The 19,243-nt window shown below is 69.8% G+C and carries 17 protein-coding genes and 1 tRNA gene; 7 read left to right on the forward strand and 11 right to left on the reverse strand.

What is annotated here, in order from left to right; translation table 11 throughout:
- Positions 1 to 35: 35 nt before the first annotated feature.
- Entirely contained in the window at positions 36 to 1,277 is a 1,242-nt protein-coding gene (locus tag KZC56_RS16025; RefSeq protein WP_136030197.1) for a glucose-1-phosphate adenylyltransferase, read from the reverse strand.
- Between the two features lie 69 nt (positions 1,278 to 1,346).
- Here KZC56_RS16025 and glgA point away from each other — a divergent pair, with 69 nt between their 5' ends.
- From glgA to KZC56_RS16040, 3 genes are all read left to right on the forward strand, one after another.
- Positions 1,347 to 2,531: a glycogen synthase gene (glgA, locus tag KZC56_RS16030; protein ID WP_136036171.1), complete on the forward strand. Its 1,185-nt coding sequence runs from the start codon at positions 1,347 to 1,349 to the stop codon at positions 2,529 to 2,531.
- Between the two features lie 17 nt (positions 2,532 to 2,548).
- The gene (locus tag KZC56_RS16035; protein WP_136036170.1) at positions 2,549 to 3,334 is read left to right on the forward strand and encodes an ABC transporter ATP-binding protein; all 786 of its coding nucleotides are present in this window, start codon (positions 2,549 to 2,551) and stop codon (positions 3,332 to 3,334) included.
- Positions 3,335 to 3,426: 92 nt separating this feature from the next.
- Positions 3,427 to 3,684: a type B 50S ribosomal protein L31 gene (locus KZC56_RS16040; RefSeq protein ID WP_047520045.1), complete on the forward strand. Its 258-nt coding sequence runs from the start codon at positions 3,427 to 3,429 to the stop codon at positions 3,682 to 3,684.
- 62 nt (positions 3,685 to 3,746) lie between these two features.
- On the opposite strand, the gene KZC56_RS16045 is transcribed toward KZC56_RS16040, so the two are convergent.
- Genes KZC56_RS16045 through KZC56_RS16055 form a run of 3 tightly spaced genes read right to left on the reverse strand, consistent with a single transcriptional unit; the run spans position 3,747 to position 7,325 of the window.
- Positions 3,747 to 4,031, reverse strand: a complete 285-nt coding sequence (locus tag KZC56_RS16045; protein ID WP_247638997.1) for a hypothetical protein — start codon at positions 4,029 to 4,031, stop codon at positions 3,747 to 3,749.
- Positions 4,032 to 4,069: 38 nt separating this feature from the next.
- The gene (locus KZC56_RS16050; protein WP_247638998.1) at positions 4,070 to 5,320 is read right to left on the reverse strand and encodes an alpha/beta fold hydrolase; all 1,251 of its coding nucleotides are present in this window, start codon (positions 5,318 to 5,320) and stop codon (positions 4,070 to 4,072) included.
- 1 nt (position 5,321) lies between these two features.
- Positions 5,322 to 7,325 carry a DUF262 domain-containing protein gene (locus tag KZC56_RS16055; protein WP_247638999.1) on the reverse strand — a complete coding sequence of 668 codons (2,004 nt, stop codon included), beginning with the start codon at positions 7,323 to 7,325 and terminating at the stop codon, positions 5,322 to 5,324.
- A 177-nt stretch (positions 7,326 to 7,502) separates the two neighbouring features.
- Between KZC56_RS16055 and KZC56_RS16060 the strand changes: the two genes are divergently transcribed.
- Positions 7,503 to 8,276: a hypothetical protein gene (locus KZC56_RS16060; protein ID WP_136030209.1), complete on the forward strand. Its 774-nt coding sequence runs from the start codon at positions 7,503 to 7,505 to the stop codon at positions 8,274 to 8,276.
- A gap of 170 nt (positions 8,277 to 8,446) precedes the next feature.
- Complete coding sequence (locus KZC56_RS16065) at positions 8,447 to 8,950, forward strand: DUF3145 domain-containing protein (RefSeq protein WP_136030211.1); 504 nt, start codon at positions 8,447 to 8,449, stop codon at positions 8,948 to 8,950.
- Between the two features lie 132 nt (positions 8,951 to 9,082).
- Here KZC56_RS16065 and yczR read toward each other — a convergent pair whose 3' ends face one another.
- Positions 9,083 to 10,486 carry a MocR-like transcription factor YczR gene (gene yczR, locus KZC56_RS16070; protein ID WP_247639000.1) on the reverse strand — a complete coding sequence of 468 codons (1,404 nt, stop codon included), beginning with the start codon at positions 10,484 to 10,486 and terminating at the stop codon, positions 9,083 to 9,085.
- A gap of 96 nt (positions 10,487 to 10,582) precedes the next feature.
- Between yczR and yczE the strand changes: the two genes are divergently transcribed.
- Entirely contained in the window at positions 10,583 to 11,245 is a 663-nt protein-coding gene (gene yczE, locus KZC56_RS16075; RefSeq protein WP_136030215.1) for a membrane protein YczE, read from the forward strand.
- A gap of 69 nt (positions 11,246 to 11,314) precedes the next feature.
- Here the strand turns inward: yczE and KZC56_RS16080 are convergent, their stop codons facing one another.
- From KZC56_RS16080 to aceE, 6 genes are all read right to left on the reverse strand, one after another.
- On the reverse strand, positions 11,315 to 12,553 hold the full coding sequence (locus KZC56_RS16080) for a beta-ketoacyl-[acyl-carrier-protein] synthase family protein (protein ID WP_136030217.1): 1,239 nt from the start codon (positions 12,551 to 12,553) through the stop codon (positions 11,315 to 11,317).
- A gap of 93 nt (positions 12,554 to 12,646) precedes the next feature.
- On the reverse strand, positions 12,647 to 12,895 hold the full coding sequence (locus tag KZC56_RS16085; RefSeq protein WP_136030219.1) for an acyl carrier protein: 249 nt from the start codon (positions 12,893 to 12,895) through the stop codon (positions 12,647 to 12,649).
- 69 nt (positions 12,896 to 12,964) lie between these two features.
- Positions 12,965 to 13,966 carry a beta-ketoacyl-ACP synthase III gene (locus KZC56_RS16090; RefSeq protein ID WP_247639001.1) on the reverse strand — a complete coding sequence of 334 codons (1,002 nt, stop codon included), beginning with the start codon at positions 13,964 to 13,966 and terminating at the stop codon, positions 12,965 to 12,967.
- Positions 13,963 to 14,883: an ACP S-malonyltransferase gene (locus tag KZC56_RS16095; RefSeq protein WP_247639002.1), complete on the reverse strand. Its 921-nt coding sequence runs from the start codon at positions 14,881 to 14,883 to the stop codon at positions 13,963 to 13,965. The genes KZC56_RS16090 and KZC56_RS16095 overlap by 4 nt, the downstream gene beginning before the upstream one ends.
- A gap of 94 nt (positions 14,884 to 14,977) precedes the next feature.
- Entirely contained in the window at positions 14,978 to 16,174 is a 1,197-nt protein-coding gene (locus KZC56_RS16100; protein WP_136030264.1) for a PucR family transcriptional regulator, read from the reverse strand.
- Between the two features lie 31 nt (positions 16,175 to 16,205).
- A complete protein-coding gene (aceE, locus tag KZC56_RS16105) occupies positions 16,206 to 18,932 on the reverse strand; it encodes a pyruvate dehydrogenase (acetyl-transferring), homodimeric type (protein WP_136030225.1) in 2,727 nt (908 codons plus the stop codon).
- A gap of 153 nt (positions 18,933 to 19,085) precedes the next feature.
- Here aceE and KZC56_RS16110 point away from each other — a divergent pair.
- Positions 19,086 to 19,158 (forward strand) — tRNA-Val (locus KZC56_RS16110).
- Positions 19,159 to 19,243 lie beyond the last annotated feature (85 nt).

Below are 19,243 nucleotides of genomic sequence, written 5' to 3' on the forward strand. Positions count from 1 at the left end.
CGATGCGGGCGCACGGGCCCGGACGGCGTGACGGCTCAGCGCTCGATGAAGACGCCCTTGCCGACCACGGTGATGCCCGACTCCGTCACGGTGAAGCCGCGCGCGAGGTCTCGCTCACGGTCCACACCGACCGTCGCGCCGTCCGCGAGGACGACGTTCTTGTCGAGGATCGCCCGGTGCACGCGTGCGCCCTGCCCGACGTGCACATGATCGAACACGACGGAGTCGGTGATGGTCGAACCGCCACCGGCCAGGGTCCACGGTCCCACCACGCTCCGCTCGAGGTGCGTGCCGGACAGGACGGAGCCGAGGGACACGATCGAGTCGATCGCGTTGCCGATGCGGCCGACGGAATCGCGCACGAACTTCGCAGGCGGCGAGTTCACCGCCTGCGAGTGGATCGGCCACTCCATGTTGTAGAGGTTGAACACGGGCAGCGTCGAGATCAGATCACGGTGCGCGTCGAAGAACGAGTCGATCGTCCCCACATCCCGCCAGTAGGAGCGGTCGCGCGGCGACGAGCCGGGGACGTCGTTCTGCTTCATGTCGTAGTAGCCGGCCTCGCCGCGGTCGACGAAGTACGGCACGATGTCGCCACCCATGTCGTGGCTCGACGTCGGGGACTCGCCGTCCGCCTCGACGGCGGCGATGAGGGCGTCCGCATCGAAGATGTAGTTGCCCATCGAGGCCAGGACCTCGTGGGGGGAGTCCGCGAGACCGGTCGCGTCGGTCGGCTTCTCGAGGAACTGCCGGATCCGTCCGGACTCCGGGTCCGCGTCGATCACGCCGAACTGCGAGGCGAGGGCGAGTGGCTGCCGGATGCCGGCCACGGTGGCCTTGGCGCCCGACTCGATGTGCGCCTCGAGCATCTGGCGGAAGTCCATGCGGTAGACGTGGTCGGCGCCGATCACCACGACGATGTCCGGCTTCTCGTCGTTGATCAGGTTCATGCTCTGCAGGATCGCGTCGGCCGAGCCGGAGAACCAGCGCTTGCCCAGTCGCTGCTGCGCGGGGACGGAGGCGACGTACGAGTCGAGCAGTGCCGACATCCGCCAGGTCTGCGAGATGTGCCGGTCCAGGCTATGGGACTTGTACTGGGTGAGCACCACGATCTGACGCAGGCCCGAGTTGATCAGGTTGGAGATGGCGAAATCGATCAGGCGGTACTGGCCGCCGAACGGCACGGCAGGCTTCGCACGATCCCCTGTCAGCGGCATGAGTCGCTTGCCCTCGCCGCCGGCGAGGATGATCCCGAAGACCTTCTTTGGAGCGGACATGGCTCCACCATAGATGCCGCCGCGCCGGGGAAACTAGCGTCTGGACAAGCCGGTCGCTAGCGTCTAGGCATGCGAGTCGAGATGATCAGCAAGGAGTACCCGCCGGAGATCTACGGCGGCGCCGGAGTGCACGTGGCTGAGCTGGTCGCCGCCCTGCGCGAGAGCATCGATGTGACGGTCCGAGCCTTCGGTGCGCCGCGCGAGGAGGAGGGCACGTTCGCGTACCGCACGCCGACCGGACTTGCCGGCGCGAACCCGGCGCTGCAGACGCTGGGCACCGACCTCGAGATCGTCGCCGCGATCGGCGGGGCCGACCTCGTGCACAGCCACACCTGGTACGCGAACTTCGCCGGTCACCTCGCCTCGCAGCTGCACGGCATCCCGCACGTGCTGACCGCGCACAGCCTGGAGCCGCTGCGACCGTGGAAGGCGGAGCAGCTCGGCGGCGGCTACGCGGTGTCGAGCGGGATCGAGAAGCTGGCGTACGAGAACGCGGCCGCCGTCGTCGCGGTGAGCGCGGGGATGCGCGCCGACATCCTGCGCAGCTATCCCGGGGTGGACCCCGCGCGTGTCCGGGTGATCCACAACGGCATCGATGTGGAGCGCTGGCGGCCGGTCGAGGACGCCGCGTTCCTGGAGTCGATCGGCATGGACCCCGCTCGCCCGTCCGTGGTGTTCGTCGGGCGGATCACCCGGCAGAAGGGACTGCCGTACCTGCTCCAGGCGGCCCGGCTCCTGCCGCCGGAGGTGCAGCTGGTGCTGTGCGCCGGCGCCCCGGACACCCCGGAGATCATGGCCGAGGTGCAGGAGGGGGTGCGGCTTTTGCAGCAGACTCGCGAGGGCGTCATCTGGATCGAGCGCATGCTCCCCCGCGACGAGCTGTCGGCCATCCTCGCCGCAGCGACCACGTTCGTGTGCCCCTCGGTGTACGAGCCGCTGGGCATCGTGAACCTGGAGGCGATGGCGTGCGGCGCCGCGGTCGTCGGCACGGCCACGGGTGGGATCCCGGAGGTGGTCGACGACGGCGTGACCGGCCGCCTGGTGCCGATCGAGCAGGTGCAGGACGGCACGGGCACCCCGATCGACCCGGAGCGCTTCGTCGCCGACCTGGCCGCCGTGCTGACCGAGGTCGCGACGGATCCGGAGCGCGCCCGCGCATACGGTGAAGCCGGACGGGAGCGGGCGCGGACCCAGTTCAGCTGGACCGCGATCGCGGAAGCGACCCGCGCGCTCTACGCGGAGCTGATCCGTTGAGCCGATAGGCTGGCCGCATGCCGATCGCTCTGGATTTCGCTGACGTCGTCGTGCGCCGAGAGGGGCGCAACATCATCGATCACGTGACCTGGCAGGTCGCCGACGATCAGCGATGGGTGATCCTCGGGCCGAACGGCGCGGGCAAGACCACGCTGCTGCAGCTGGCCGACACGCTCATGCACCCGACGGCCGGCACGGTCACCGTGCTGGGCGAGACGCTCGGTCGCACCGACGTGTTCGAGATCCGCCCCCGGATCGGGTTCGCCTCCTCCGCGATGGCCAAGCGGGTTCCGCGTGACGAGACCGTGCTCAACACGGTGCTCACGGCCGCGTACTCGGTGCTCGGCCGGTGGAACGAGAGCTATGAGGACATCGATGAGCGCCGCGCCCTCCGCGTGTTGCGCGATTGGCGTCTGGATCACCTCGCCGACCGCACGTTCGGCACGCTCAGCGACGGCGAGCAGAAGCGTGTCCAGATCGCGCGCGCCGTCATGACCGACCCGGAGCTGCTGCTGCTCGACGAGCCGACGGCCTCGCTCGACCTCGGCTCGCGCGAGGAGCTGCTCGCCCTGCTCGGCGGGTACGCCTCGGCGCCGTCGACGCCCGCGATGCTGATGGTGACGCACCACGTGGAGGAGATCCCGGTCGGTTTCACGCACGTGCTGCTGCTGCGTGACGGCGTCGTCGTCGCGGCGGGACCGATCGAGGAGTCGCTCACGAGCGAGTCGCTGACGGCCGCGTTCGGGATGCCGATCACGCTGTCTCAGGAGGGTGGCCGCTACGCCGCCCGCGCCGCGTCCTGACGCGGCATCTGATAGAATCGACCCTTGGTGCTCTCTGCACCGCAGACTTCCCTCGTCCCTGGCACAATCCAGGGCAGCAACTAAGGAATCCCATGAAGACTGACATTCACCCCGACTACCAGGCCGTCGTGTTCCGCGACCTCGGCTCGGGCGAGACCTTCCTCACCCGTTCCACCGTCACCAGCGACAAGACCATCGAGCTGGACGGCGTGGAGTACCCGGTGATCGACGTCGAGATCTCCTCGGCTTCGCACCCCTTCTACACGGGCAAGCAGCGCATCATGGACTCGGCCGGTCGCGTCGAGAAGTTCAACCAGCGCTTCAAGGGCTTCGGCGGCTCCTCCAAGTAAGGGCCCCCGACGAAGGCCCCGCGTTCCTCGGAACGCGGGGCCTTCGTCATGCCCGGCGCCCGTCACAGGTCGATGATGATCCTGGTGCCGCGGATGCGGTCGGGCGGGTCGCCCGGGGAGGGGGCGGGGGCGGTGCGCCGTGTCTGCCGATCGCGCTCCTGGCCGGCTTCGTGAGCAGAGGGGGACCACACGCTGTCGAATGCGCCGACGAGCCCGCCGCCGGTCGCGTGCTCGTACTTCTCGTCGACCGGCTTGCGCGAGAACGTGTGTCGCATCCCGGCGATCAGCAGCGCGGGACCCGTGACCAGGACCAGCGCGACCGTCGCCCACGCCATGACGTCTCGCATGCCCCCAGGATAGGCGGCTGCAGTGTCGCCGTGGGGCGTCAGCGCAGGCGTCGACCCGCGGCGAGGTCGATCAGGCGGGAGAGCACCTGGCCCGTCCGCAAGCCGTTGTGCTCGTGTTCGCTGGTCACCCACAGGGATACCCCGGGGAGCAGTCGCGCGGTCTCGAGTGAGAACTCGAGCGGCACGTACACGTCATGCACGTACACGGCGGCGGCTCCCGTCGCACCCGAGGCGGTGATCGCCGCGGGGTCGTAGATCTGCGGCCAGGCGTGCTCGGCCAGGGCCAGAGTGACCTCTCGCCACGGCCGCAGCGCCGGAACCGTGTCGGTCCACTCGCGGCGGATGTGCTCGCCCGTGAACAGCGTGGGATCGTCCTGGAAGTCGGCGGGTTCGACGCGCTCGGCCGACCACCGGGTCGCATGGCCGCTCGCATAGCTCGACTCATGGAACACGTAGTACAGCGGATTGCGGCCGCCGAAGGGCATGGCGTGCATCAGGTCGTACCGGAAGGCGTTCGACGAGGGGTCGCGCTCCAGGAGCGACCACACCGTCTGCCATCCGTCGTCGGTGCCGAGCGCGGAGCCGACCGAGCGCAGGCGCGAGCGCGAGACGACCTCGCCGTCCGGCAGGACGATGCGGCCCTCGTCGGCGAGGTCGATCAGACGGCGCATGGTGTCGCGGTGCTCGGGGAATCGGCGGTAGTAGCGCTCGGAGGCCATGCGCATCTTGTCGTAGCACAGCGCGTAGACCTCGTCGGGGTGCCGCTCGACGGTGCTGAGGCCGCCGGTGATGAACACGTCGCGCAGCGACCCGGCATCGGTCGACAGGTAGGCGAGCGTGGTGAACCCGCCGAACGACTGACCCAGCACGCTCCAGGTGGTGGCACCCAGGTGCTCGCGCATCGCCTCGGCGTCGCGCACGATCGCATCGGCGCGCAGGTGGGTCAGGTGCTCGGCCACCGCGTCGGCTCCCTGAGCGAGGTCGTCGTCGCCGACGGGGGTGGAACGACCGGTGCCCCGCTGGTCGAGCAGCACGACCCGGTAGTGCGCGAGCGCCTGGTCGAGCCACGCCGGGGCGGTGGAGGAGTGGAACGGCCGCGGCGCTTCGTGCCCCGGGCCGCCCTGCAGGAAGACCAGGTACGGCAGCTGCTCTCCGCCCTCGCGCGCGACCACCGCGGCGAACACGTCGATGCTGCGCGGGTCGGCGGGGTCGTCCCACACGAGCGGCACGGTCAGGGTGTGCTCGTCGACGGTCAGGTCGAGCAGGCGGCGGCGGACGGTGGTGGTCATGTCACATCACGTTCCCGATGTAGGAGTACTTGACGAAGACCTCGGAGGCGAGCCCGGACTCCTCCAGCACGCCCTGCACCGCGGTCATCATGTAGTTCGAGTCCCACCCCATGTACAGCGAGTGCTCGTCGTCGAGCCGGTCCCACTGGCCCTTCCACGCCTGGGCGTCGTAGATGGGGCCGCCGTGCGCGGCGCAGTACGCGACGGCCGCCTCACGGGTGTCGGTCCACGCACGCCGGAACACGCGGTTGAAGAGGTGCTTGACGTCGTAGACCTCCCAGCGCTCTCCGCGGTACTCGACGTAGTCGAACTCGCGCTCCCAGCCGGCCGGCCAGCCGCGCCGGCGGACGGCGTCGAGGATCGGGGTGAGGCCGTCGTCGTCGATCTCCGGCAGGGCAGGGCGGGCCCAGATCCGCAGCAGCTCGGTCGTCAGCGCGACCGTGCGGGCCGTGATGGCGGCGGTGCCCCAGGCCGCAGCGGCGGTCAGCTCTCGCGTGGCCGGCACGGTGCTGCGCGCGTAGGCCTCGTCGCGCTTGACCGGGAACGATGCTCCGAACACGCGCTCGGTCAGCCCCTGCTCGAGCAGCGTGAGGTTGCCCAGCGTGGGAGCGAGCGCGCGGTGGCTGTTCTGCTCGTCCTCGCTGTACTCGCTCCACGGACGCACGCCGTCGCCCGACCACGCGTCACCGGGGACGGCCGGGACGATGTGCTCGACATCGAAGCCCTCGACCTCGTCGACGCCTTCGAGTCGCCCGAGCACGTAGGCGGGGTAGGGCAGCTCGCTGTACTTCAGGACGGCGCTCACACGCTCGTCCGACGGCGTGATGCGGGCGATCGCGCGGGCAAGCGCCTCCTGACCGTTCGCGCGCGCCCGGCAGAGCCGCGCGATCAGGCGCTCGGTCGGCAGATTCACCAGCACGCGGCGGAGGTACATGGCCTGCAGCCACTCGAGCGTCTGCAGGAACTCGGCTCGGTCGATGCGTCCGCGGACGTGGTCGCTGTAGGCGTTGAGCACCAGCGGATACGACGAGCGTCCGAACGTGTTGACGGCCCGCAGCTGCCGCGCGATCTCGAGGTCGGGCTCCCGCGACGGGTCGAGCAGGATGCCGTAGAGCTCGGCGAAGTGCCGCCAGTTCGCGGCATCGGCCTGGAGGTGCGCGACGTCGACGCGCGGGAACGACTGGCGGAACGCGCTGTACACGCCGTGCTCGCCGTTCGCCGCAACCTCTCGGCCGGTGACCATGACGAGGTAGTGGCGCCAGAACGCGCCGATCGCCTCGCCGGTGTGCTGTTCGATGGGCAGCCAGAAGCGCGACTCGACGTCGAGCTGTTCGGCGTGGCTCAGGCCCATCAGGATGTAGTTGTGGATGAGCTCGTGGTCGCGCAGCGGCTCGCCGGTGGAGTTGAGGCTCTCGAAGATCTGCTGCGCGTTGGCACGGGGACCCAGCGTGATCGACACGTGCTCCAGGCGTTGCAGCCCCCGCCAGATCAGCGGCACTTCGTCGACGTGGATCTGGCTGCGGAAGAACGCGTAGTTGTCGTCGAACCGCGACTCGCGGTCGAGGTCGTCGCGGCGGTCGAGGACGACGGACTCGTACAGCTCGGCCCATGCGTCGTGGGGTCGGAGCTTGGTGCGTCCGGGAGCGTCCGCCAGGACGAGCACGCGGGAGAGCTCGGCGGCGAGGGCCGGATCGGTGTCGCGGACCGCGTGATGCAGGGCGGCGACGAGGAGCATGAGCGTGGTGATCCGCTGCTGTCCGTCGATCAGGATGAGGTCGGCGTCCTCGCCGCTGCCGTCCTGCGCGGAGAGGATGGAGCCGAGGAAGTGACGGTGGGCGTCGTCTTCCGCCGCGACCGCGCGGACGTCGGACAGGAGCCGTTCGCAGCCGCCGATGTCCCACCGGTACTGCCGCTGATACACGGGGACGACGATGGTCGTGCGTCCCGCCGCGAGCCATTCGATCGTGTTGACTGCTGTCGCCTCGACGTTGGTCGCGGTGCTCATGCTGGTGTCTGATCCTCCCGTTGCGACGGGCGCCGAGAACGCGCTCGACGCCCCGCCCAGTCTATTCGGGTTATGCACGGCCGCCCTCCGGGGAGGCGGCGAGCCCCGCTGTTAGGCTTGCCTTATCAGGGCCTGTTAAAACGTGCTGGCCCCCGATGAAAGGAACATGACTCGATCATGGGATACATCAAGTCCGCAGCGCTGGAGGAGAAGGGCTTCGTCGTCCTCGACAGCTACGACCAGGAGGCCGACCCCAAGGAGTGGCTGGACGTCGAGTACAACGACTGGAAGTCCTCGGGCGACACCCGGTTCGCGCCCCTCGCCAGCGCCTTCGGCGACATCGAGTGCAACGGCTTCTGGAACCACAAGCCGCCGCGCACCGACAAGGACGGCGTCTGGATCGACTCCCAGGTCGCGAAGGCGCCGAACCTGACGCGTCGCGCGCAGGAGCCGGGTGCCAACGTCGGTCGGTGCCGCATCATCGAGCTGCAGCCCACCCCGTACGGCGACTGCCTGTACAACCTGCACCAGGACGACAACAACCGCCTGAACCCGGACGGGACCGGCTGGGTCGTCCGCGGCTTCTTCAACCTCACCGACGACAAGGACAGCTACTTCGTCCTGCGCGAGAACCGCACCGACCCGAGCATCGAGTACCGCATCGCACTGCCGGCCGGCGCGCAGCTGATCGTGGACACACAGCGCCTGTGGCATGCCGCCACCCACAACGGCACCGACCCGCGCTACTGCCTGATCACGTCGTGGACCTCGGGCCCCGAGCTCGACGCCTACATCGAGAAGTACCACGGCACCGACGACGTCCCGAACGTCGAGGTCCCGCAGGACGTGCTGGAGTTCGGCTACGCCGAGCAGGCGCGCAAGGACGCGGCGCGCGCCGCGTACTACGCCGCCAAGGGCCAGCAGGTCAAGCAGGCCATGAGCGAGGCGTGATCCTCCGCTGATACGACGAAGGCCCCGGTCGCTCGACCGGGGCCTTCGTCATGGAATCACACGCTTGTGATTTATGCGGAACTCCGCGAGAATGGGCGCACAACCGCATACTCTCGCCACTTCGTGGGTCAGGTCGTAGGGGAAGACGCACCTGATGAAACGGAGAGATCATGGCGACGGCTTACGCACGCGGAGTGGTGTTCATCCACTCGGCGCCTCGCGCGCTCTGCCCGCACCTGGAATGGGCGGTCGGTCGCGCTATCGGGCGTGCGGTGAACTTCGACTGGACGGAGCAGCCGGTCCTCGACGGCGCCCGGCGCGCCGAGTTCTACTGGGACGGCCCCGTCGGCACGGGTGCTGCGCTCGCGACCGCGATCCGCGGCTGGGAGCACCTGCGCTTCGAGGTCACGGAAGACCCGACGCCCCGCAGTGACGGCGGACGCTGGCTGCACACTCCGGATCTCGGCATCCACTACGCGCAGACCGACGCCGCCGGCAACATCGTGATCGGCGAGGACCGCATCCGCTACGCGATGGAGATCGCCGCAGGGAACGCCGTCGAGCTGCAGCGCGAGCTGGACATCGCGCTCGGCTCCGCCTGGGACGAGGAGCTCGAACCGTTCCGCCACGCCAGTGACGATGCGCGCGTCGTCTGGCTCCACAAGGTCGGTTGACCGGCCCGCAGACCGGGGGCGCGGGAGGCGTGAGTATCGGATTCCGGTGAGTGATCCCGGACGCTGAGAAGACGTATCCTCGCTCCGCTCGACGAAGACCCCGCCACGGACGACGCGGCGGGGTCTTCGTCGTCAGATGACAGCCGCGTGGCGCATCTCCGCCGCGGGCTGACGGCCGCCTCCCACCAGGTCGCCCCACGCCAGGGCGAGACGGGCCATCGCCTCCGCCGTGCGCTCCGGCGGAAGGGTGATCGGGATGCGGAGCCGCCGCTCCAGCACCCCGCCGGTCGTGAAGCGCGGCCCTGGGGGCAGGATCAGGCCCTGCTCGCGGGCGGCGAGCGACAACGCCGTCGAGACCGGCGCGCCCAGATCGATCCAGGCCGACAGGCCGCCCGGGGTGCTCGGCATCCGCACGCCGGGCAGGTGCGTGAGGCCCTCGGCGACGGCAGCGCGTCCCGCCGTGAGCCGGCTGCGCACGTGCGCGCCGAGTGCAGGCATGTCGCGCAGCAGCTCGACCGCGATGCACTGCTCGAGCAGCGCGGTGCCCAGCTCGAACGAGGGGCGGACGGCGAGCAGGCGCGCGATCACGGAACGCTCGGCCCGGATCCACCCGATGCGCATCCCGCCCCACGCGATCTTCGACATCGAGCCGACGGTGATGACGTGCGGTCCCTCCGCGGCGAGGGGGACAGGAGCCCAGCCGCGGTCGATGTCGAGCTCGGCTGTGGTCTCGTCGACGATCAGATGGGTTCCCACGTGGCGCGCGGTGGCGGCGATGCGGGAGCGCTCCTCCTGCGGAAGGGTGGCACCGGTCGGGTTGTGGAAGTCGGGGATGAGGTAGGCGACGTGGGGGCGCGCGCTGAGCAGCGTGTCCGTGACGTGGCGGGTGTCCCAGCCGTCCGTGTCGACCGGCGTGGGCACCAGGCGGTAGCCGTGCCGATGGAGGGCTTCGAGCGCGTGGGGGAAGGTGGGCTGTTCCACGAGTGCGCGTTCGCCCCGACGCCCGATCGCGGTGAGGATCAGGTTCACGGCGTTGAGCGCTCCGGACGTCACGATGATCTCGTCCGCGGTGGTGTCGGCCCCGCGTTCCGTGAAGCGCTGCGCGAGCGCCTCGCGCAGCTCCGGAAGCCCCTGCAGCGAGTAGCCGCTCGTGCCGCGCAGCGCCGCGAGTCGCGGGAGTGAGCGCACGGTCGCGTCGTACAGCCCGGGGGTGGAGTCCATCGAGGCGATGGAGAGGTCGATCGCGTCGCCGTCGCCGTCCTGTCCCGGCAGCGCGGGGCCGTGGGGGAGTGCAACCCGGGTGCTGCCGCCGTGGTGGCGCGTGACGTAGCCGTCCGCCTCCAGCAGGCCGTACACGCGCGTGATGGTCGAGCGGGAGCGGCGCAGCTCGACCGCGAGAGCTCGCTCGCTGGGCAGTCGTTCCCCCACCGTGAGCCGGCCGTCGAGGATGAGCGCGGTGATCTGGCGGGCCAGAGCGGTGGCCGAGGCGCCGGCGACGCTGCGCGCTCCGAGCTGTTCCACGAGTCGTGAGGACATGACTCCAGCTTGCCGCAAAAGTGGACTGCTATACGCAGGCCACTTTTGTCGCAGTGGTCTCGGCGACCGCGGCTCCCGTCGTTCCACGATGGAGAGATGCTCCTGCGCTCCATCCTCCTGCCCGTCCGCGCCACGAGCCCTCGCGACCTCGCGGAGCGCCTGGTCCAGCTCGTCATCGGACTGATGCTCTACGGCATCGCGCTGGCGTTCATGGTCCGCGGGGGCATCGGTGTGGCGCCGTGGGACGTGCTCGCGCTCGGTGTCGCGGGACGGAGCGGCCTCGGCTACGGCGCCGTCACCGTGCTGGTGTCGATCGTGGTCTTGCTGCTGTGGATCCCCCTGCGCCAGCGCGTCGGTCTCGGCACCCTGCTCAACGCCCTCCTGATCGGCCCCAGCGCCGACCTCGCGCTGCTGGCACTGCCCTCCCCGCCGAACGTGTGGATTGGCGCGCCCATGTTCGTGTTCGGACTCGTGCTGCTGGCCTTCGCCACCGGGCTCTACATCGCCGCCGACTTCGGTCCCGGCCCGCGGGACGGACTGATGACGGGTCTCGTCCGGACCACCGGATGGCCGGTCTGGCTCGCCAGGACCGTGATCGAGGGTTCGGTGCTCCTCATCGGATTCCTGCTGGGCGGCCCGGTGGGTGTGGGGACCGTGCTCTTCGCGTTCGGCGTCGGTCCGCTCATCGGCTGGTTCCTTCCCCGCATCGAGCGGCGCCGCAGGGCCCGGTCGCAGCGGCTCGCCGTCTCGAACGGCTGAGCCGGGTCCGTCGAGACAGGACGAGGCCCCCGGGACGTCCCGGGGGCCTCGTCGTGTCGTACGGGGTCGTCAGTCGGCGCTGCCCACCACGAGCACCGCGTTGTGTCCGCCGAAGCCGAAGGAGTTGCTGATCGCGATCTGCGGTCCGTCGCCCAGGGGCATCGGCTCTCCCGACAGGCGGAACGGGACCTCGGGGTCGGGCTCCGTCATGTTGATCGTCGGAGGGGCGACCCGGTCGCGCAGCGCGAGGATCGAGAAGATCGCCTCCAGCGCGCCGGTGCCGCCGAGCAGGTGCCCGGTCGACGCCTTGGTGGCCGACACCGGGATCTCATCGATCCGGTCGCCGAAGACCTTCTTGAGAGCTGTGTACTCGTTCGGGTCGCCCACCGGCGTCGAGGTGGCGTGGGCATTGATGTGCGTGACCTGGTCGGCCGTGATGCCGGCCTCCTCGAGAGCCTGCGTGACCGCACGGGCCGCGCCGTTGCCCTCCGGGTCGTTGCCCGTGATGTGGTAGGCGTCGGCCGTGACGCCGCCGCCCAGGATGTAGCCGTAGATCTTGGCGCCGCGAGCCTTGGCGTGCTCTTCAGTCTCGAGGATCAGCGCGGCCGCTCCCTCGCCCATCACGAAGCCGTCGCGGTCGATCGCGCCCGGACGCGATGCGTGGGCCGGGTCGTCGTTGCGGCGGGAGAGGGCCTGCGCGGAGGCGAACGCCGCCATCGTGATGGGGTGGATCGCGGACTCGGTGCCGCCGGCGATCACGACGTCGGCGAGACCCTCCTGCAGGTGGTGGAAGGCGTGGATGAGGGACTCGGTGCTCGAGGCACAGGCGCTCACCACGGTCTGCGCGTAGGCGCGGGCCTCGAACTGCAGCGAGAGGTTGCCCGCGGCAGCGTTGGGCATGAGCATCGGGACCGTCAGCGGCATGACGCGGCGCGGTCCCTTCTCGCGCAGCGTGTCCCACGCGTCCAGCAGGGTCCACAGGCCGCCGATGCCGGTCGCGAAGTCGACGCCGAGGCGCTCGGGGGCGACCTCGGGGGAACCGGCGTCGGCCCAGGCCTCGCGTGCCGCGATCAACGCGAACTGCGAAGACGGGTCCAGGCGCTTGGCCTCGTGGCGCGGCAGCACCTCTTCGGGGCGGACGATCGCCGAGGCGGCGAACGTGACGGGCAGCTCGTACTGCTGCACCCAGTCGTGCTCGATCGTGCGGGTGCCGGACACCCCGGCGAGGAGGTTGGTCCAGTTCTCGGGAGCCGTCCCGCCGATGGCGGACGTGGCGCCGATGCCGGTGACGACGATGCGCTTGGTCATGAAGGTGGTTCCTTGTCGAACGGGAGTCGTGCGGGAGATGGGCAGAGCGGAGGATGCCACGCCCCGCCGCAGCGGGGGTGGCATCCTGCCGTGTTACTCCTGGCCCGCGACGATGAAGTTGACCGCGTCGCCGACGGTCTTGAGGTTCTTGACCTCGTCGTCGGGAATGGTCACGCCGAACTTCTCCTCGGCGTTGACGACGATCGTCATCATCGAGATCGAGTCGATGTCGAGGTCGTCGGTGAACGACTTCTCCAGGGCGACCTCGGAGGCGTTGATGCCGGTCTCGTCGGTGATGAGCTCTGCGAGGCCGGAGAGGACCTCATCGTTGGTGAAAGCCATGGTGGTCTTCCTCTTTCTTACGGGGTGTATTAGGAACCGTGGAACAGTCTAGGGAAGGTCGGCGCGGACTCAGGGGAGGACGACGACCTGTGCGGCGAACACCAGACCGGCGCCGAAGCCGATCTGCAGGGCCAGCCCACCCGAAAGCTCAGGGTGTTCAGCCAGGAGGCGGTGGCTCGCGAGCGGGATCGAGGCGGCCGAGGTGTTGCCCGTCGTCTCGATGTCGCGGGCGATCGCCGTGGTCTCCGGCAGACCGAGCTGCTTGGCGAACTCGTCGATGATGCGCATGTTCGCCTGGTGAGGGATGAACGCGGCGAGGTCCTCCGCGGTCACGCCCGCCTTGTCCAGTGCCTCACGGGCGACCTTCACCATCTCCCACACCGCCCAGCGGAAGACGGTCGGGCCCTCCTGGCGCAGCGTGGGCCACGGCACCTCGCCGTCGCGGAACTCGGTGAGGGTGGCGTTCATGCCCACGGCGTCGGCCTTGGAGCCGTCCGAACCCCACACGGCGGGGGAGATGCCCGGCGTCTCGCTGGGGCCGATCAGTGCAGCGCCGGCACCGTCGCCGAGCAGGAACGAGATGCTGCGGTCGGTGGGGTCGACCACGTCGGACAGCTTCTCGGTGCCGATCACGAGAGCGTGGCGTGCCGTACCGGCCTTGATGAGCGCGTCGGCCTGCGCGATCGCGTACGCATACCCCGCACAGGCGGCGTTGATGTCGTAGGCGGCCGCCGGGTTCGCACCGACGCGGTCGGCGACGATCGCCGAGACCGAGGGCGTCTGCTTCGGGTTGCTGATCGTCGCGACGATCACGAGGTCGACCTGGTCGGCGGGGACGCCCGACTTCTCGACGGCCTCGGCGGCCGCGGCGGTGGCCAGGTCGATCGCATCCGTTCCCTTGTCGGCGCGCACGCGAGTCACGATGCCGGTGCGCTGGCGGATCCACTCGTCGCTCGAGTCGATCGGACCGATCAGGTCGTCGTTCGGGACGGCGTTCTCGCCGCGCGCGGCACCGTACGAGTAGATGCGGGTGTACGCGGGGCCGGTGAGCTGGGCGAGCGTGGCGCTCATGCGGCGTCTCCGTTCAGCAGCGCGACGGCTGCGTCGAGGTCTTCGGGGGTCTTGACGGCTACGGTCGGCACACCACGGAGCCCGCGCTTGGCGAGGCCGACGAGGGCGCCGGCGGGGGCGAGCTCGATGACCCCGGTGACGCCCGCCTCGGCGAACGACGCCATGCAGAGGTCCCAGCGCACCGGCGACGACACCTGGTCGACGAGATACGAGAGCGCCTGCGCGCCGTCGGAGACCACGGAGCCGTCGCGGTTGGTCCAGAGCGTGATGTCGGGGTCGACGGGGGACACGTCGGCCACCGCGTCGCGGAGCGCGGCGACCGCCGAGCCCATGTACGAGGTGTGGAACGCGCCGGCGACCTGCAGCGGCACCACGCGCGTGCCCTTCACCGGCTCCTCGGCCAGAGCAGCCAGTGCCGGCAGCGGTCCGGCGACGACGATCTGGCCGCCGCCGTTGTAGTTGGCGGGGGACAGGCCGAGCTCTGCCAGGCGGGCGAGCAGCGCCTCTTCGTCGCCGCCCAGCACCGCGCTCATGCCCGTGGGGGTCTGCGCGGCGGCATCGGCCATCGCGCGGCCGCGGATCCCCACCAGACGCATGCCGGTCGTCTCGTCGATCACCCCGCTGCCCACGAGGGCGGCGACCTCGCCGACCGAGTGACCGGCGATGCCGTCCGCACGGCGGCCGGACCGCTGCACGAGGGCGTCTCCGGCGAGGAGCGACGCGGCGACGATCAGCGGCTGCGCGATGCGCGTGTCACGGATGGTGTCGGCGTCGGACACGGTGCCGTGGGTGCGGAGGTCGACCTCGGCCGCCTCGGAGAAGGAGGCGAGACGCTCCTCGGCGCCGTCGAGGTCAAGCCAGGGGGCGAGGAAACCGGGGGTCTGCGAGCCCTGTCCAGGGCAGACGACGACAATCACCCACCCAGTCTGCCAACGATTGCCGACGAGCGGTGGATGATCCATCACAAGATTGCGAGGATCCCTTGTGTGTGGCGCACAGGGCCCGGCAGCGTCACCGCGGCGGGCGCCGTGCGGAAGGGCGGCGACGCACCTGCTCCGCGGCACCGATGGACCCGAGGATGAGGGCCGTCTGCAGGATGAGGGCCTCGCGCGGGCCCGTGGCGTCCCACCCGATCACCTCGCTCACGCGCTTGAGGCGGTAGCGCACGGTGTTCGGATGCACGAACAGCTCGCGCGCGGTCGCCTCCAGCGAGCGGCCGTTGTCGAGGTAGCTCCACAGCGTCGTCACCAGATCGGTCGAATGGGCCTGCAGTGGGCGGAAGATGCGTTCGACCAGCGTCTGCTTCGCGAGGGGGTCGCCCGCCAGAGCGCGCTCGGGCAGCAGGTCGTCGGCTTCCACCGGTCGCGGTGCGCTCCGCCAGGCGCGAGCCACCGCGAAGCCGGCGAGGGCCGCCCTGGCGCTCTGGCTCGCATCGACGAGGGCGGCGACCGCGGGTCCGAGCACGACGAAGCCGGGCCCGAACGACGGCTCGAGCCGGGCGGCGATCTCCTGGAAGCCCAGCTCCTCGTCCTCGCCCTCCTGTCCGGCCACGCGGGCACGGCCGAGCACCAGGACGAGCCGTGAGCCCTGCACGCCGATCAGCACGTCGACTGCGAGCTTCCGCGCCGTCCGACGCACGAGGTCCACATCGAACTGCGGAGGCGTCGTGCCGACCAGCACCGCGACCTCGCCGTGTCCGTGCCAGCCCAGGGCGGCGATGCGGCTCGGCAGCTCCTCGTCGGCCTCTCCCGTGAGGATCGAGTCCACCACGAGTGCCTCGAGGCGCGCATCCCACAGGCCGCGGGCCTCTGCGGCGCGGGCGTACACGTCGGCCGCGGCGAACGCGACGTCGCGCGAGTACAGCAGGATGGCCTCGCGGAGATGCTCACCCTTGCCGGCGACGCGCTCCTCGGTCACCTCCACCGTCACGCGGATGAGCTGGAGCGTCTGCTGCAGGCTCACGCTGCGCAGGAGCTCCCGTGGCGCGGCGGCGAAGATGTCCGCCGCGATCCACGGGGTCGAGGTGGGGTCGTCGTACCACTGGATGAACGAGGTGATGCCCGCCTGCGCCACCAGCCCGACCGCAGAACGGCGGGCCGGTGGCATGTCGGCGTACCACGGGAGCGTGTCCTCCAGCCGCTTGATCGTCACCGAGGCGATGTCACCGGAGATCCGGCGCAGCCAGGTGAGTGTCGCGGCCTTGTCCATGCCGGCGGCAGACGACGGTGTCACCGAAGGCTCAGCTTTCCCCGCCTGCGTTACCGCTGGTGCCGGCGTTCACATCGTGCAGACGGTACTTCTCGATGGCCTGTGCGGCGAGCGAACGGTCGACCGTGCCCTCCTCCGCGAGCGACTGCAGCGTGCGCACGACGATCGACGGACCGTCGATCTTGAAGAAGCGACGAGCAGCGGCACGCGTGTCGGAGAAGCCGAAACCGTCGGCGCCGAGCGTGGCGAAGCGGTTCGGCACCCACGGACGGATCTGGTCCTGGACGGCGTGCATGAAGTCGCTCACCGCCACGACCGGACCCTCGACGCCCTGCAGCTTCTGCGTGAGGTACGCCGTGCGCGGCTCCTGCTCGGGGTGGAGGAAGTTGTGCTCGTCGGCGGCGAGACCGTCGCGGCGCAGCTCCGTCCAGGAGGTGACCGACCACACGTCGGCGATCACGCCCCAGTCGTTCTTGAGCAGCTCCTGCGCCTCCATCGCCCACGGCAGTCCCACGCCCGACGCGAACAGCTGGGCGCGAGGCCCGTCGCCCTCGCCGACCGAGACGCGGTGGATGCCGCGGACGATGCCGTCGACGTCCACGTCCGCCGGCTCGGCGGGCTGCACCATCGGCTCGTTGTACACCGTGAGGTAGTACATGACGTTCGGGTCTTCGTGCTCGCCGCCGTACATGCGCTCCAGACCGGAGCGGACGATGTGCGCGATCTCGTAGCCGTAGGCCGGGTCGTAGGACACGGTGGCCGGGTTGGTCGCGGCCAGCAGGTGCGAGTGGCCGTCGGCGTGCTGGAGGCCCTCACCGGTCAGGGTGGTGCGTCCGGCGGTCGCGCCGATGATGAAGCCGCGTGCCATCTGGTCGCCCGCCGCCCACTGGGCGTCGCCCGTGCGCTGGAAGCCGAACATCGAGTAGAAGATGTAGATCGGGATCAGCGGCTCGCCGTGCGTGGCGTACGACGTGCCGGCCGCGGTGAAGGCCGCGAGGGCGCCCGCCTCGTTGATGCCGACGTGGACGATCTGGCCCTGCGGGCTCTCCTTGTAGGCGAGCAGCAGCTCCCGGTCGACCGACGTGTAGTGCTGACCGTTCGGGTTGTAGATCTTCGCGGTCGGGAAGTAGGCGTCCATGCCGAACGTGCGCGCCTCGTCGGGGATGATCGGCACGATGCGGTGACCGAACTCCTTCGAGCGCAGCAGGTCCTTCAGCAGGCGGACGAAGGCCATGGTGGTGGCGATCTCCTGCGTGCCCGAGCCCTTCTTCGGCAGCGCGTACGCGTTCTCCTCGGGGAGCGAGAGCCCCACGTGGGTCGAGCGGCGCTCCGGCAGGAAGCCGCCCAGCGCGCGACGACGCTCCAGCATGTACTGGATCGTCTCGTCCTGCGGTCCCGGGTTGTAGTACGGGGGAAGGTACGGGTTCTCCTCGAGCTGCGCGTCCGTGATGGGGATGTGCATCGCGTCGCGGAACGTCTTGAGGTTGTCCAGCGTCATCTTCTTCATCTGGTGGGTCGCGTTGCGGCCCTCGAACTGCGGGCCGAGCCCGTAGCCCTTGACGGTCTTCGCGAGGATGACGGTCGGCTTGCCCTTGTGCTCGGTCGCGGCCTTGAACGCGGCGTAGACCTTGCGGTAGTCATGGCCGCCGCGCTTGAGGTTCCAGATGTCGTCGTCGGAGTAGTCCTTGACGAGGGCGGCGGTGCGCTCGTCGCGCCCGAAGAAGTGCTCGCGGATGTACGCGCCCGACTCCGCCTTGTAGGTCTGGTAGTCGCCGTCGGGCGTGACGTTCATCAGGTTCAGCAGCGCGCCGTCGGTGTCGCGGGCGAGCAGGTCGTCCCACTCGCGGCCCCAGACGACTTTGATGACATTCCAGCCGGCACCGCGGAAGAACGACTCCAGCTCCTGCACGATCTTGCCGTTGCCGCGCACCGGTCCGTCGAGGCGCTGCAGGTTGCAGTTGACGACGAAGGTCAGGTTGTCGAGGCCCTCGTTCGCCGCGACCTGCAGCTGACCGCGGCTCTCGACCTCGTCCATCTCGCCGTCGCCAAGGAAGGCCCAGACGTGCGACTGCGAGGTGTCCTTGATGCCGCGGTTCTCCAGGTACTTGTTCGACATCGCCTGGTAGATCGCGTTGATCGGGCCGAGCCCCATCGACACGGTGGGGAACTGCCAGTACTCGGGCATCAGCCGCGGGTGCGGGTAGGAGGGGATGCCGTTCGGGGCGTGCGACTTCTCCTGGCGGAAGCCGTCGAGCTGGTCTTCGGTCAGACGACCCTCGAGGAACGAGCGGGCATAGGTGCCGGGGGAGGCGTGACCCTGGATGAAGATCTGGTCGGCACCGCCGGGGTGGTCCGCACCCTTGAAGAAGTGGTTGAAGCCCACCTCGTACAGGGCGGCGGAGGACGCGTACGTGGAGATGTGACCGCCGACACCGATGCCGGGACGCTGCGCCCGGTGCACGGTGATGGCCGCGTTCCAGCGGATCCAGGCGCGATAGCGGCGCTCGATCTCCTCGTCGCCGGGGAACTCCGGCTCGTTCTCGGGAGCGATCGTGTTGATGTAGTCCGTGGTGGGGACCATCGGCACGTTCAGGTGCAGCTCCTTGGAGCGCTTGAGCAGGCTGAGCATGATCTCACGGCCGCGGCCGTGTCCCTTGGCATCCACCAGCTCATCGAGCGACTGCTGCCACTCGCCGGTCTCCTCCGGATCGCTGTCGAGGGGGCCCTGAGAGTACGGATCCTGGTCGTGGACGGTCACGGGGGAACCTTTCGTCAAGCTGGCAGGTCATGCCAAGGAAACGGGAAGCGACACGGGCAGCCTTGTCGGCCGTGCACAACGCGCGCCGACCTCAGCCTATCCCTCTTCCACGACGTGGGTGCGCATGCGCCGCCGGATAGACTGAGCGCACCAGGGCCTTTAGCTCAGCTGGTAGAGCGCCACGTTTACACCGTGGATGTCGTCGGTTCGATCCCGGCAGGGCCCACCGGATTCCGCGGGGCGTCACCCGACTCCAGCCACTCGACATCGACGCCAGTGGCCATAGCCCAGGCCAGCAGCACGGCCCGCCG

The organism is Microbacterium sufflavum, from assembly GCF_023091155.1.
GTDB lineage: Bacteria > Actinomycetota > Actinomycetes > Actinomycetales > Microbacteriaceae > Microbacterium > Microbacterium sufflavum.

What these genes read in the sequence shown, in the direction of transcription:
- KZC56_RS16025 (WP_136030197.1), bottom strand. Translation starts at nt 1,277, where the DNA reads ATGTCCGCTCCAAAGAAGGTCTTCGGGATCATCCTCGCCGGCGGCGAG.
- glgA (WP_136036171.1), top strand. Translation starts at nt 1,347, where the DNA reads ATGCGAGTCGAGATGATCAGCAAGGAGTACCCGCCGGAGATCTACGGC.
- KZC56_RS16035 (WP_136036170.1), top strand. Translation starts at nt 2,549, where the DNA reads ATGCCGATCGCTCTGGATTTCGCTGACGTCGTCGTGCGCCGAGAGGGG.
- KZC56_RS16040 (WP_047520045.1), top strand. Translation starts at nt 3,427, where the DNA reads ATGAAGACTGACATTCACCCCGACTACCAGGCCGTCGTGTTCCGCGAC.
- KZC56_RS16045 (WP_247638997.1), bottom strand. Translation starts at nt 4,031, where the DNA reads ATGCGAGACGTCATGGCGTGGGCGACGGTCGCGCTGGTCCTGGTCACG.
- KZC56_RS16050 (WP_247638998.1), bottom strand. Translation starts at nt 5,320, where the DNA reads ATGACCACCACCGTCCGCCGCCGCCTGCTCGACCTGACCGTCGACGAG.
- KZC56_RS16055 (WP_247638999.1), bottom strand. Translation starts at nt 7,325, where the DNA reads ATGAGCACCGCGACCAACGTCGAGGCGACAGCAGTCAACACGATCGAA.
- KZC56_RS16060 (WP_136030209.1), top strand. Translation starts at nt 7,503, where the DNA reads ATGGGATACATCAAGTCCGCAGCGCTGGAGGAGAAGGGCTTCGTCGTC.
- KZC56_RS16065 (WP_136030211.1), top strand. Translation starts at nt 8,447, where the DNA reads ATGGCGACGGCTTACGCACGCGGAGTGGTGTTCATCCACTCGGCGCCT.
- yczR (WP_247639000.1), bottom strand. Translation starts at nt 10,486, where the DNA reads ATGTCCTCACGACTCGTGGAACAGCTCGGAGCGCGCAGCGTCGCCGGC.
- yczE (WP_136030215.1), top strand. Translation starts at nt 10,583, where the DNA reads ATGCTCCTGCGCTCCATCCTCCTGCCCGTCCGCGCCACGAGCCCTCGC.
- KZC56_RS16080 (WP_136030217.1), bottom strand. Translation starts at nt 12,553, where the DNA reads ATGACCAAGCGCATCGTCGTCACCGGCATCGGCGCCACGTCCGCCATC.
- KZC56_RS16085 (WP_136030219.1), bottom strand. Translation starts at nt 12,895, where the DNA reads ATGGCTTTCACCAACGATGAGGTCCTCTCCGGCCTCGCAGAGCTCATC.
- KZC56_RS16090 (WP_247639001.1), bottom strand. Translation starts at nt 13,966, where the DNA reads ATGAGCGCCACGCTCGCCCAGCTCACCGGCCCCGCGTACACCCGCATC.
- KZC56_RS16100 (WP_136030264.1), bottom strand. Translation starts at nt 16,174, where the DNA reads ATGGACAAGGCCGCGACACTCACCTGGCTGCGCCGGATCTCCGGTGAC.